Below are 13,565 nucleotides of genomic sequence, written 5' to 3'. Positions count from 1 at the left end.
CCGCGCACGGTTGGCACAGACCCTCGGCGCGGCGCCCCCCGGGGTGCCGCCGGAGGTGTGGCCCCGCTGAGCGACCAGCCCCACCGCCCGGAGTGAACGAACCGACCGAGCCGCGGGCCGGGAGGCGGGGCCCCGGTGTTGCGCCTGGATATCCGGTGGGGAAGTGTTCGATGCCATGTGCATGCTCGTCGTCGCCCGCCGGGTCCACCCCCGGTACCCGCTGGTGCTGGTGGCCAACCGGGACGAGGTCCACGCCCGCCCCGCCGAACCCCTGCACAAATGGACGGCCGACACGGAGGGGATCTCCGGAATCGTCGCGGGCCGCGACGTCACGGCCGGCGGGACGTGGCTCTCGCTGGCCGCCGGGGCGCGGTTGGCGGCGGTCACCAACGTCCGGGAGGGCGGCCCCGAGCGCCCGGCGGCAGCATCCCGGGGTGAGCTTCCGGTCGACGCGCTCACCGGACCGGTCCCCGTGACCGGGTTCGCCCAGCACGTCGTCGACGATCTGGGCAGGTACGGGCCGGTCAACCTCCTGGCCGGCGACCTCGACGAGATGTGGTGGGCCTCCAACCGGTCAGGTCGGGGGCCCATGCGGTTGGGCACCGGGGTCCACGGCCTGTCCAACGCGGCACTCGACACCCCGTGGCCCAAGGTCGTCGGCGCGGTCGCGCAGGTGCGAACCCTCCTGGGCACCGAGGCGATCTCCGGTCAGGACTGGTCGGGCCCGCTGCTCGACCTGCTCGCCGATCGCCGCAAGGCGCCGATCCGGCACCTGCCGCGGACGGGGGTCCCGCTCTGGCACGAGTGGCGCCTGTCGTCGCGGTTCGTCCGGATCGGCCGGTGGTACGGGACCCGGTCGACGACGGCGCTGCGGATCGACGAGCACGGTACCGCCGACGTGGTCGAGCGCACCTGGGACGCCCGGGGACGCGTCGCGGGGACGGTCACCGCCCGGCTCTGAATGCAGATCCGCGCGGTGACCGCCCCCGGGGCGGTCTCGCCGGTGTGGCCGTCCGGCCAGCGTGTCCGACTATCCGACGGTCCAGGTGTTGCTGCCGTCGAGCAGGGACTGCAGGTCCGCCGGTGCGGTCTCCTTGGCGGCGGCGACCTGGGCGCGGGCCTGGTCGTCGTAGGTCTCGCGGTGCACCTGCCGGATGATGCCGGTGACGGTGTACTCGAGGTCCTGGCTGGACAGGTTCGCCAGCGCGTGCGCGTAAGAGGGGTCCTCGGCGTGGGCGTCGTGGACGATGATGTCGGCCTCGTCGACCTCGGCGGTCGCCGCGACCTTCAGCGAGAAACCGGAGCGGACCACGCAGTGCTGACCGTCGTCGCCGAAGATGATCTTCTCGCCGTGGCGGACTGCGATGAGGTGGTCGCCCGCGTCCTCCTTGCGCAGCAGGTCGAACGAGCCGTCGTTGAAGATCGGGCAGTCCTGCAGGATCTCCACGAAGCTGGTGCCGCGGTGGCGGGCGGCGGCCTCGAGGACCTCGGTCAGACCCTTGCGATCCGAGTCCAGGGCGCGGGCCACGAAGCTCGCCTGGGCGCCGAGCACCAGCGACAGCGGGTTGAACGGGTGGTCCAGTGACCCCATGGGGCTGGACTTGGTGACCTTGCCCGGCTCCGAGGTGGGCGAGTACTGGCCCTTGGTCAGCCCGTAGATCCGGTTGTTGAACATCAGGATGTTGAGGTTGACGTTGCGGCGCAGGGTGTGGATGAGGTGGTTGCCGCCGATCGACATGGCGTCGCCGTCACCGGTGACCACCCACACCGACTGGTCCGGGCGGGCGGTGGCCAGCCCGGTGGCGATCGCCGGGGCGCGCCCGTGGATCGAGTGCATCCCGTAGGTCTCGAGGTAGTACGGGAAGCGGCTCGAGCAGCCGATTCCGGAGATGAACGTGATGTTCTCGCGCTTGAGACCGAGCTTGGGCAGCAGGGCGCGGATGGTGGCCAGGATGACGTAGTCGCCACAGCCGGGGCACCAACGCACCTCCTGGTCGGAGGTGTAGTCCTTGGGCTTCTGCGGCGCATCGCTCTTGGGTACGGAGGCCAACGCGTCCAGGGGCAGCGGGTTGCCGACGAGTCCGGGTTCGGTGGTGGTCATGGAAATCCTCTCCTCGCTCGCGGGTCAGCGGGTTCGGTTGGCGGTGGTGGTGCCGGTGGCGGTGTGGCCGATCCGCCGGTTGCGCGCAGCGGGCTCGCCGGTCGTGGTGATGACCCCGTCGAGCGCCAGACGGTACTTGTCGTGCTCGGTGTGGGTGAGTCGCCCGGCGAACTCCGCCTCGATGGCGGTCTGCAGCTCCTCGGCCGAGAACGCCATGCCGTGCACCTTGGTGATCGGCTGGATCTGAGCCGGGAAACGGGCCTTGAGCAGCATGGCGAGCTGTCCCAGGTTCATCTCCGGAACGAGCACCCGGTGGTACTTGGCGAGCACCTCGCCGATGTTGTCCGGGAGCGGGTTGAGGTGGCGGACATGCGCGCGGGCCACGCGGTGGCCGTTGGCGCGGGCGCGGCGGACCGCCTCCCCGATGGGGCCGTAGGACGATCCCCAGCCCACCACCAGGACGTCGGCCTCGCCGGACGGGTCGTCGACCTCGAGGTCGGGCACGTCGATGAGCGCGATCCGCAGGGCCCGGGTCCGGGTCATGAGGTCGTGGTTCTCCGCGGTGTACGAGATGTTGCCGGTGCCGTTGGCCTTCTCCAGCCCGCCGATGCGGTGCTCGAGACCGGGCTCACCCGGGACCGCCCAGTCGCGGGCCAGCGTCTCGGGGTCACGGGCGTAGGGGAGGTAGTCCCCGGCGGCCTCGGTCTCTCCGTCGGCGCCGGTCGCGGGCGCGGTGGCGAGGTTCTTGTCGATCGCCGGCAGGTCGGCCACGTCCGGCAGGAGCCACGGCTCGGAGCCGTTGGCGATCGCGCCGTCCGACAGCACGATGACGGGGGTGCGGTAGGTGACCGCGATCCGCGCCGCCTCACGGGCGATCTCGAAGCAGTCCGAGGGCGACTGCGGGGCGATCACCGCGACGGGCGACTCTCCGTTGCGCCCGAACAGCGCCTGCAGAAGGTCCGACTGCTCGGTCTTGGTGGGCAGCCCGGTCGAGGGGCCGCCGCGCTGGACGTCGATGATCACCAGCGGCAGCTCGGTCATGACGGCCAGGCCGATGGCCTCGGACTTGAGAGCGAGGCCGGGGCCGGAGGTCGAGGTGACGCCCAGCGCCCCGCCGTAGGAGGCGCCGAGGGCGGCGCCGATGCCGGCGATCTCGTCCTCCGCCTGGAAGGTGGTCACGTCGAACTGCTTGAGCTTGCTCAACTCGTGCAGGATGTCCGAGGCGGGCGTGATGGGGTAGGTGCCCAGGAACACGGGCATGTCCGCCGACCTGCCCGCGGTGACCAGGCCGTAGGCCATCGCCGTGTTGCCGGTGATCTGGCGGTAGCGACCCTTCGGCAGCTGGGCCGGCATGATCTCGTACTCCGAGGCGAAGGCCTCGGTGGTCTCGCCGTAGTTCCAGCCCGCGTGCAGGGCCAGGACGTTGGCCTCGAGGATGGCGGGCTTCTTGCCGAACTTGCTGCCCAGGAACTTCTCGATCGAGTCGACCGTGCGCCCGTACATCCAGGTCAGCAAGCCCAGCGCGAACATGTTCTTGCAGCGCTCGGCGTCCTTCTTGCCGATGTCCACGGACTCGACGGCGCCGATGGTCAGCGTGCCCATGGCCACCTCGTGCACCTGGAACGCCTCGAAGGCCGGGGAGCCGAGGGGGTTGGACTCGTACCCCACCTTGGTGAGGTTGCGCTTGGTGAACTCGTCCGAGTTGACGATGAGGATGCCGCCGGAGGGCAGGTCGTCGATGTTGGCCTTGAGCGCGGCCGGGTTCATCGCCACCAGCACGTCGGGGCGGTCCCCGGCGGTGAGGATGTCGTAGTCCGCGATCTGGATCTGGAAGCTCGAGACCCCGTGGATCGTGCCCTGTGGGGCCCGGATCTCGGCGGGGTAGTTGGGCTGGGTCGCCAGGTCGTTGCCGAAGGCGGCGGCTTCGGAGGTGAACTGGTCACCGGCGAGCTGCATGCCGTCGCCCGAGTCACCCGCGATGCGGATGACCACCTTGTCCAGCTTGGTCTTGGACACATTGCCCACCGCTGCTGACCTCCGTTGCGTCTGAGATGATCGGGGCTGGTCGTGACTCCCGTACGGCCACCGACGGTACGCCGGTTCCGGCGCGACCCGTGGCCGCGGCGGAATTGGAAAACGGTAACACGTTCCAGTTAGGCGTAGTGCCCCCTCGTCATCACCATAGACCGGTCTGTCTATCCGTGCCAATCGGCGGGAGTGCGCGCGGCCCCCGGGCGAGGTGTCCGGGGGCGTGCGAGCCCGATGACCTCGACGACGACGACGAGACGGCCCGCTGCGAACGGGGACACATATATAAGGATGCGTCCGTGCACCGACCCCGCCGGGTCGCGTTCACTCACCGTCACCAGGGCGCCTCGGGTCACCTCCTCATGGGGGAGGGGGAAGCAGAGCGCCGGCGCCCGTCCACGGCCTCGGGGGTGGATCCGCGGCGGAACGCGACTCTCGGGCAGCGCCCCTGGCCTGGTATGAATTCTCATAGACAGGCCCCGGCACGCGTACCGTATCCGGGACCGGAGTTCGGCGACACACGTCGCCGACGGATCAGCGCAGGTTGGGAGCAGTTCAGTGGCGAGCAAGCAGACAGCATCGGGCGGAAAGCGGAGCCTGGTGATCGTCGAGTCCGCCACCAAGGCCCGCAAGATCCAGCCCTACCTGGGGTCCGACTACGTGGTCGAGGCGTCGGTCGGCCACATCCGTGACCTGCCCAAGGGCGCCGCCGACATCCCGGCCAAGTACAAGAAGGAGCCGTGGGCGCGGCTCGGCGTGAACCCGGAGGACAACTTCGAGCCGATCTACGTGGTGAGCGCGGACAAGAAGAAGAAGGTCGCCGAGCTCAAGAAGGAACTGGCCGGCGTGGACCAGCTCCTCCTGGCCACCGACCCCGACCGCGAGGGCGAGGCGATCGCCTGGCACCTGCTCGAGGTGCTCAAGCCCAAGGTCCCGGTCAAGCGCATGGTGTTCCACGAGATCACCAAGCCCGCGATCCTCGCCGCCGCAGAGAACACGCGCGAGCTGGACACCGACCTGGTCGACGCCCAGGAGACCCGCCGGATCCTCGACCGTCTCTACGGATACGAGGTCTCCCCGGTCCTGTGGAAGAAGGTCATGCCGCGGCTCTCCGCGGGCCGCGTGCAGTCCGTGGCCACCCGCGTGATCGTCGAGCGCGAGCGGGAGCGCATGGCGTTCGTCGCCGCCGACTACTGGGACATCACCGCGACCCTGACGACGCAGCAGGCCACCGGCGGGGACGCGGGGGAGCCGCGCAGCTTCACGGCCCGCCTCGCCGCGGTGGACGGTGCCCGGGTCGCCCAGGGCCGCGACTTCGGCCAGAACGGCCGCCTCAAGACCACCGGCGCGGCCAAGGACGCGGTGGTGCTCGAGGAGGCCGCGGCCCGTGCGTTGTCGGACGCCCTCGACGGTGCCGACTTCGTGGTCGACTCCGTGGAGTCCAAGCCGTACACCCGGCGCCCCTACGCGCCGTTCATGACCTCGACGCTGCAACAGGAGGCCGGCCGCAAGCTGCGCTACACCTCCGAACGCACCATGCGCATCGCCCAGCGGTTGTACGAGAACGGCTACATCACCTACATGCGTACCGACTCCACGACCCTGTCCGAGGGCGGCATGTCGGCTGCGCGCGCGCAGGCCACGGAGTTGTACGGCAGCGAGTACGTCTCGCCCACCCCGCGTCAGTACACCCGCAAGGTCAAGAACTCCCAGGAGGCGCACGAGGCCATCCGCCCGGCCGGGGAGTCCTTCGCCACCCCCGGCCAGCTGCACAGCGCGTTGGACGCCGAGGAGTACCGCCTGTACGAGCTCATCTGGCAGCGCACGGTCGCCTCCCAGATGGCCGATGCCAAGGGCACGTCGGTGAGCATCCGGATCACCGGCGCCGCGGGTGAGAACCCGTCCGGGTACAGCCGGGCCACCTTCGCGGCCTCGGGCCGCACCATCACGTTCCCCGGCTTCCTCAAGGCGTACGTCGAGGCGGCGGAGGAGTCCACCGAGTCGTCCGACAAGCCCATGGCGGACGACGCCGAGCGGCGGTTGCCCCGACTCGACGAGGGGCAGGCGCTCACCGGTTCGGATCTGTCCGCCGACGGCCACACCACCAGCCCGCCGGCCCGCTACAACGAGGCGAGCCTGGTCAAGATCATGGAGGAGATGGGCATCGGCCGCCCCTCCACCTACGCCAGCATCATCCGCACCATCCAGGACCGCGGGTACGTGTACTCGCGGGGCAACGCCCTCGTGCCCAGCTGGGTGGCGTTCGCCGTGATCGGTCTGCTCGAGCAGAACTTCGGTCGACTGGTGGACTACGACTTCACCTCGCTCATGGAGGACGAGCTCGACGAGATCGCCGAGGGGCGCGAGAATCGCGACGACTGGCTGCGTCGCTTCTACTTCGGTGACCCCGAGGGCGCCGGGTCGGCCGGGGACGGTGACCACGCGGTCGGGCTCAAGAACCTCATCGACGTGAACCTCGAGGCCATCGACGCCCGCAGCATCAACTCCATCCGGGTCTTCGACGACTCCGAGGGGCGACCGGTCCACGTCCGCGTCGGGCGGTACGGTCCGTACCTCGAGCGCATGGTCGTGGGGGAGGGTGGCGAGCAGGAGTCGCAGCGCGCCAACCTGCCGGAGGGGATGAGCCCCGACGAGCTCACCCTCGAGGTGGCCGAGAAGCTCTTCTCCACGCCGCAGGACGGGCGCCCGCTGGGCGTGGACCCCGAGACCGGTCACGAGATCGTGGTCAAGGACGGCCGCTTCGGCCCCTACGTCACCGAGAAGCTGCCCGAGCCCACCGATGCGGAGAAGGCGCGATGGGCCAAGAAGGTGCTCGCCGACGCCGAGGCGGAGAAGAAGCGGATCGACGCGGAGCGCGACGCCGCCATGGCGGCCGCGAAGGACGACGAGGCCAGGGCGGAGGCCAAGAAGGCCGCGACGAAGGCCAAGTCCGCCGTGACCCGCAAGGCCAAGAAGGAGTCAGACAACCCCACCGGCCCCAAGCCGCGGACGGGGTCGCTCATGCAGTCCATGGAGCCGGCCACGGTCACGCTCGAGGAGGCGCTCAAGCTGCTGTCCCTGCCGCGGGTGTTGGGCGTCGACCCCACGAGCGGTGAGGAGATCACCGCGCAGCTCGGCCGATACGGCCCGTACCTGAGGAAGGGCACCGATTCGCGGACCCTGGACACCGAGGACGCCGTCTTTACCATCACGCTCGAGGAGGCTCTGAAGATCTACTCCGAGCCCAAGCGTCGGGGCCGGCAGGCCGCCGCGCCCAAGGCGCTGCGCGAGATGGGGGTCGACGAGGTCTCCGGCAAGCAGATGCTGGTCAAGGACGGGCGTTTCGGGCCCTACGTGACCGACGGGGAGTCGAACGCGTCGCTGCGCAAGGGCGACACCGTGGAGACGCTCACCGACGCGCGCGCCTCGGAACTGCTGTCCGAGCGTCGGGCCAAGTCGCCGCCGAAGAAGGCGGCCGCGAAGAAGGCCCCGGCCCGGAAGTCGCCGGCCAAGAAGTCGCCGGCCAAGAAGGCCACCGCGGGGCGCTGACCCGACCGCGGACACCCTCCCCGCGGTTGGCGGACACCTCCTCCGCGCTGGCGGACAGGATCGGTGCTCACGGGCCCTCAGGACGCGCAATTCGTCCGCCAACGGCGCGGAGGCGTCCGCCAACTGCGTGGCGGTGGCCGCCAACGGCGCGGTGGTGTCCGCCAACCCAGGTGCGGATCAGGTGTCGGCGGTGTCCAGACCCTCGACGGTGGGGCGAAGCGCCACGTTCCCGGCCTGCCACCGGTCCGCGAGGGTCGGCCGGAGCGGCCGGGCCAGCTGCGTCATGATGCCGCGCCCACGCAGTTCGACGCTGCGTCCCAGCACCCACCTCGCCGCCTCGGGAGCGTCGGCGTTGCGGATCGCGGCAGCCGACGCCAGGACGTGGCCCTGTTCGGACTTGGCCAGGGTGGTCAGGCGTGCGGCCTCGTTGACCGGATCACCGATCACGGTGTACTCGAAGCGCTTGGCGTGTCCGATGTGCCCGGCGATCACGGTGCCGTAGGAGACCCCGATGCCCGCCGAGAGCGGGGAGAGCCCGGCGAGCTGGCTCTGGAGGGCGCGGGCGGCCCGGAGCGCCCGACCGGCCTCGTTCTCGACCTCGATGGGCGCACCGAACACCGCGAGCAGCGCGTCGCCCTGGAACTTGTTGATGTAACCGCCGTTGGTGTCGACGGCCTCCACCGCGATGCGGAAGAACTCGTTGAGCACGGCGACGACCTCGGCCGGCTCGTGGGCGGCGGCGAACTCCGTCGATCCGGTCAGGTCGACGAAGAGCACCGCGACCTGCCGCTCCTGGCCCCCGAGCTCCGTCCCTCGTTCGAGCGCGTGGCGTGCCACGTCCTCGCCGACGTAGCGGCCGAAGAGGTCCTGGATCGCCTCGCGTTCCTGCAGGCCGGTCACCATCTCGTTGAAGCCCTGGCCCAGTCGGCCGATCTCGGAGCTGTCGTAGATGGTGACGCGGGCCTCGAGGTCGCCCTTCTTGACCCGACCGACGCCCGCCTGCATCTCGCGGACGGGGTCGGCGATGGAGTCCGAGACCAGGCCCATGCCGATCGCGCCGGCGATCACGGCGACGCTGGCCATCACCGCGAGCGCCACGAGGATGTGCCCGGGGTCGTCACCGAACAGCCCGACCCACTGCCCGGTGAGGATCAGCAGGATCCCGGCGACGGGGATGACCGTGGTGAGCGCCCAGCCCAGGAAGATCCGTCGACGGACCCCCGGGACGTGCCGGTTGGCCGGCACGCCCTGGGCGAGGGCGCGGACGGTGATCGGCCGCATGATCCGCTCGGCCTGGAGGTACGAGATCAGGCAGGTGGTGGTCCCGCCGAGGATGCTCGTCACGCCCACCACCAGGGCGAGGCGGGGGGAGTGGGCCACGTTGGCGACGACAAAGACGATGGTGCCGATCAGCCACATGGCCCCGGAGATGAGCGCCTGGTGGAAGGGCAGCCGCAGGGCCCGGTTGCGGATCGCCCCGCCGAACTCCTCACCTGACCGGTCGACCCGGAGTACCGGGAGCAGGAGCAGGGTCGACGCGATGACCCCGCCGATGAACGCCAGCACAAGGTAGCCGATGAACAGGTACTGGTTGAGGAACCGGAACTGGTCCAGGTCGAGGAAGCGGTCCATCGGCAGGACGAAGCGCAGGAACGCGAAGACGAAGACCGCGCCGATGATGTTGGCCTGCACCATCGTGAGGGCATAGACGGGCCAGGGGGTGGCCCACAGCCACCGGAACAGCCTGACCCAACGCTCCATTGGGTCAAGGGTAGTTCCCGGGGCTCGTCACGGGAACGCAGGTGTGACGTAGTGCGGCGATATGGTGGGGCCATGCCAGGGGTGTTCGATCGGTTGGCCGGTCAGTCCGACGTCGTGGCGGAGCTGACCGCCGCGGCGTCGGCGGCGCGTGCGCGGGTGCCGGGCCAGGGGTGGGACGAGTCGGACGCGCGGATGGTCCACGCGTGGCTGTTCACCGGTCCACCGGGGAGCGGACGGAGCGTCGCCGCCCCGTGTTTCGCCGCCGCGTTGCAGTGCGAACACCCGGAGATCGTGGGCTGTGGCGAGTGCCGGTCCTGCCACACCGTGCTGGCGGGGACCCACGCGGATGTCCACCTCCTGGCTCCGCAGGGCGTCAACATCCTTCTCAAGGACGTCAAGGAGACCATCCACCGCGCCGCCAGTCGCCCGAGCACCGGCCGCTGGCAGATCGTGGTGGTCGAGGAGGCGGACCGGCTCACGGAGCAGTCCGGCAACGCGCTGCTCAAGGTGGTGGAGGAGCCGCCGAGCCGCACGGTGTTCCTGCTGTGCTCGCCCACGACGGACCCCATGGACATCATGGTCACCCTGCGGTCCAGGTCGAGGAACGTCGCGCTTCGTCAGCCGGACGCGGCCGCCGTGGAGAGCGCGCTCCTCGCCGGCGGTGGGATCGACCCGGAACGTGCGCGGTGGGCCGCTGCGGTCTCCTCCGGGCACATCGGTCGCGCCCGGTGGTTGGCCACCGACGAGGCCACTCGCGAGCGTCGGGACGTGGTGTTGGAGCTGCCCATGGTCATGCACAATCCCGGCCGGGCGTTCCCGCTCGCGGACAGGCTGGTCAGCGCCGCGGAGCAGGAGTCCCTCGCCCGCAACACCCGGAACGACGAGCGTGAGGTGGAGGAGCTGCGCACCGCGATGGGTGTGGGCGGCACCGGGAAGGGGGCGGTCGCGGCGGGTCGCGGCGCCGCGGGCGCGGTGAAGGAGCTGGAGAAGGCGCAGAAGTCGCGGCGGACCCGTTCCACCCGTGATTCGCTGGACCTGGCGTTGGTCGACCTGGCGGGCTTCTACCGGGACGCGCTCATGGCCGGACTCGGGGTCGCGGACGTCGCCCCGGTGCACCCGGACAAGGCCGAGGAGTCGGCGCGCCTCGGGGGGCACTATCCGCCGGCGTCCGTGCTGGGGGCCATCGAGGCCATCCAGGAGTGTCGCGCGGCCATCGAGGTCAACGTGAAGCCGAAGTTTGCCGTGTCCGCGATGGTGGGGGCGATACGCGAGGCGCTGGGTTGACGGAGCAGAGTTGATGGAGCAGGGGTGATGTACCAGGGTGGAGGCCACCCGCACCCGGGGTACCGGTCGTTTTCCGGCGGCGAGAGCCGGTCGTATATAGTTGCGTCGCCCCACAAGGGCTCGCCGCGTTAGCTCAGTCGGTAGAGCATTTCACTCGTAATGAAAAGGTCGTCGGTTCGATTCCGACACGCGGCTCAGATGGAAGAACGCCCCTGATCTCGGGAAACCGAGGGCGGGGGCGTTCTGCTTCGGAGCCCCAGTCATGTCGCGGTAGGGAGTTCCCGACTGTCCGGTCTGGGTAGACCAGGTCTCCTCAGGGCTTTCGCGCCAGAAAGCTCAGCAGCGCAGTTCCACGCGAGCGTGGCGAACGAACCAACTCTCCCACTGCTCTGGTGTCCACCCTCGTTCACGCGTCAGTCTCAACCACACGGATCTGCCGGTGAGCATCCACATCGCGTCGACGACCGCGTCGGGGGGAGGAGATCCGAGGATGAGCCCGGAGGCCCACCGCACCTCGTCCCAACGGGTGCGTTCCCGTTCTGCGAGTCGCCCCGCGGCGACGTCGTCGACGACGGCGGCCTCGTCGAGAACGTACTGGATGGCGGCCGATCGTTCGTGCGCCCCGCGCAGCCATCTCGCGCCGGCGGCCAGGCGGTCCTCGACAGCTCCCTCGCCCATCTTGACGTAGTCCGGCAACTCGCGGACGGGGGAGTTCGCGCCATCAGACGACGACAGATCAATGCAGGTGTCGAGAAGGGTGAGCTTCCCGTCGAACTGCTGGTAGACGGTCTGCCGGGTGAGGCCTGCGGCGGAGGCGACGTCGGACATCGTCGTGGCCACCCATCCCCGTTCGATGAACATCTCCCGCGCGACGTCCACCACTGCCGCCCGGTTGAGGCGAGCCCGCTCCGCACGGAGCTCCGACGAGTAGGTCCTGGCCATGATCCGAGTCTAGACAGAATTGAGTTTACGATGTGTAATGTCAATTATGGATTCAGGATTCGTCGATACGCGGCTCGGCCGGCTCCACGTCGATGTGGTCGGCGAGGGCCCGCCACTCGTGCTGTGGCACAGCATGTTCGTCGACTCGACGAGCTGGAACCGACTCGTGCCGCTGCTGAAGGGCGCCCATCGTCTCCACCTGATCGACGCACCGTCCTGCGGGAGAAGTGACCCGTTGCGCGAGGCGACGGACATCTCCGCATGTGCGGACGCCGCGATCGAGGTGCTGGAGCATGTCCGGGGGTCGTCCGGGCAGGACGGGGTCGACTGGCTCGGCAATGCGTGGGGTGGTCACGTCGGCATGGAGGTGGCCGCTCGCAGGCCCGACCTGATCCGCAGTCTCGTCGCCGTCAGCGCGCCGACTCACCCGATTAATCGACTCCTCCGCCGCAAGGTCCGGATGCTGGTCCCGCTCTACCGGCTGATCGGGCCCCGCGGGCCGGTGAGGTCCGCGATCGAGGAGACCATCTTCACCGACCGCACCCGCGCGCACGATCCCGAGGCCGTCGAGGTGTTGCGTGGTGCGCTCGACCGGGCGGGGCGCACGGCGACGATTCGGGCCATCGAGACCGCGATCCTCAATCGTGTCGACCTGCTCTCGGCGGCACTGGAGGTGACGTGCCCGGTCCTGTTCGTCACCACCGACGACCGCGGCGAGTGGACGCCGGAGCAGGCCCGCGCGGTCGCCGCCGAGATGATCGACGCACGCGAGTCGACGGTGTCCGGGGCGCGGGTGATACCCGCGCTCGAACAGCCCGAGTCAACCTTCCTCGCCCTGGGCGAGTTCTGGGCGGGGCTGGATCGCCGCTGATGCGCGAGGTGTTCGGCCATCCTGGGGTTTCCCCGGTGGGGGACCGCCGAACCCATCGGAGCACGGCTCTGCCGATATGGCGAACACTGGCGGTGACGACGACCGCTCGCTACAGTCGAGTAACGGATTACGTAGTTAGATAGCGCGAATTGGCGTCCCCTCGACCGAAGGATCCCTGATGACTACCTCCCCTCTGCTCGTCGAGCGAGCCGACCACATCGAGACGTGGACACTCAACCTGCCGGATTCCCGGAACCCCATCTCCGATCCTGCGATCGTCGACGCCCTGTGTGACCGGGTCGCAGCGGTCAATGCCGACCATGACGTCCGGGCCGTCGTGCTCACCGGCGCCGGCTCGGCGTTCTCCGCCGGCGGCAACGTCAAGGACATGGTCGACAAGGCGGGGATGTTCGGGGGTAGCCCGTACGAGCTCCGTAACGGCTACCGGGGAGGGATCCAGCGGATCCCCCGCGCGCTGTATCACTGCGAGGTGCCGGTGGTCGCGGCCGTCAACGGCCCCGCGGTGGGCGCGGGTTGTGACCTGGCGGTGATGTGCGACCTGCGGGTGGCCTCGACCAAGGCGTGGTTCGCCGAGAGTTTCGTCCAGCTGGGGATCATCCCGGGCGACGGCGGCGCATGGCTGCTGACCAAGGCCATCGGCCCGGCCCGGGCGGCCGAGATGGCGCTCACCGGAGATCGCGTCAAGGCCGAGCAGGCCGCCGCGTGGGGGCTGGTCAACGAGGTCGTGGAGCCCGAGAACCTGCTGGAGGCGGCCCACGCCCTCGCCGCACGGGTGGCCAAGAACCCGCCGCACGCGGTGCGGATGGCCAAGAAGCTGCTCCGCGAGTCACAGCACCAGTCGCTCGAGTCGCTGCTCGAGCTCTCGGCGGCGATGCAGGCGCTCGCGCACCACACCGCCGATCACCGCGAGGCGCTCGCGGCGTTCGGGGAGAAGCGCGCAGGGGAGTACACGGGGCGCTGACCCGTCCCCGGGGCCACGCGGGGCGCTGATCCGCCCCCCGGGACTTC

General features: G+C 69.9%; 9 protein-coding genes and 1 tRNA gene. 6 read left to right on the top strand and 4 right to left on the bottom strand.

The features are described from left to right. The first annotated feature begins 163 nt into the window (after positions 1–163). Complete coding sequence (locus tag G6028_RS11990) at positions 164–961, top strand: NRDE family protein (RefSeq protein WP_338404206.1); 798 nt, start codon at positions 164–166, stop codon at positions 959–961. A gap of 69 nt (positions 962–1,030) precedes the next feature. Here the strand turns inward: G6028_RS11990 and G6028_RS11985 are convergent, their stop codons facing one another. Beyond that, on the bottom strand, positions 1,031–2,101 hold the full coding sequence (locus tag G6028_RS11985; RefSeq protein ID WP_182658996.1) for a 2-oxoacid:ferredoxin oxidoreductase subunit beta: 1,071 nt from the start codon (positions 2,099–2,101) through the stop codon (positions 1,031–1,033). 24 nt (positions 2,102–2,125) lie between these two features. Then, positions 2,126–4,126, bottom strand: a complete 2,001-nt coding sequence (locus G6028_RS11980) for a 2-oxoacid:acceptor oxidoreductase subunit alpha (RefSeq protein WP_179524438.1) — start codon at positions 4,124–4,126, stop codon at positions 2,126–2,128. 603 nt (positions 4,127–4,729) lie between these two features. On the opposite strand from G6028_RS11980, the gene topA reads away from it, so the two are divergent. Continuing rightward, entirely contained in the window at positions 4,730–7,678 is a 2,949-nt protein-coding gene (gene topA, locus G6028_RS11975; RefSeq protein ID WP_338404207.1) for a type I DNA topoisomerase, read from the top strand. 177 nt (positions 7,679–7,855) lie between these two features. Here the strand turns inward: topA and G6028_RS11970 are convergent, their stop codons facing one another. After that, the gene (locus G6028_RS11970) at positions 7,856–9,439 is read right to left on the bottom strand and encodes an adenylate/guanylate cyclase domain-containing protein (RefSeq protein ID WP_179524440.1); all 1,584 of its coding nucleotides are present in this window, start codon (positions 9,437–9,439) and stop codon (positions 7,856–7,858) included. Between the two features lie 72 nt (positions 9,440–9,511). Between G6028_RS11970 and G6028_RS11965 the strand changes: the two genes are divergently transcribed. Then, positions 9,512–10,723: a DNA polymerase III subunit delta' gene (locus tag G6028_RS11965; RefSeq protein ID WP_182658994.1), complete on the top strand. Its 1,212-nt coding sequence runs from the start codon at positions 9,512–9,514 to the stop codon at positions 10,721–10,723. Positions 10,724–10,845: 122 nt separating this feature from the next. Continuing rightward, positions 10,846–10,918 (top strand) — tRNA-Thr (locus G6028_RS11960). Between the two features lie 141 nt (positions 10,919–11,059). Here G6028_RS11960 and G6028_RS11955 read toward each other — a convergent pair. Beyond that, a complete protein-coding gene (locus G6028_RS11955) occupies positions 11,060–11,665 on the bottom strand; it encodes a TetR/AcrR family transcriptional regulator (protein WP_182609910.1) in 606 nt (201 codons plus the stop codon). 46 nt (positions 11,666–11,711) lie between these two features. On the opposite strand from G6028_RS11955, the gene G6028_RS11950 reads away from it, so the two are divergent. Both G6028_RS11950 and G6028_RS11945 read left to right on the top strand, forming a co-directional pair. After that, a complete protein-coding gene (locus G6028_RS11950) occupies positions 11,712–12,536 on the top strand; it encodes an alpha/beta fold hydrolase (protein ID WP_182615887.1) in 825 nt (274 codons plus the stop codon). Between the two features lie 178 nt (positions 12,537–12,714). Beyond that, complete coding sequence (locus tag G6028_RS11945) at positions 12,715–13,518, top strand: crotonase/enoyl-CoA hydratase family protein (protein ID WP_179524444.1); 804 nt, start codon at positions 12,715–12,717, stop codon at positions 13,516–13,518. Positions 13,519–13,565: the final 47 nt, after the last annotated feature.

It is taken from the genome of Dietzia cercidiphylli (assembly GCF_014145145.1).
GTDB lineage: Bacteria > Actinomycetota > Actinomycetes > Mycobacteriales > Mycobacteriaceae > Dietzia > Dietzia natronolimnaea.
This window is presented reverse-complemented; position numbering and strand designations above follow the sequence as displayed.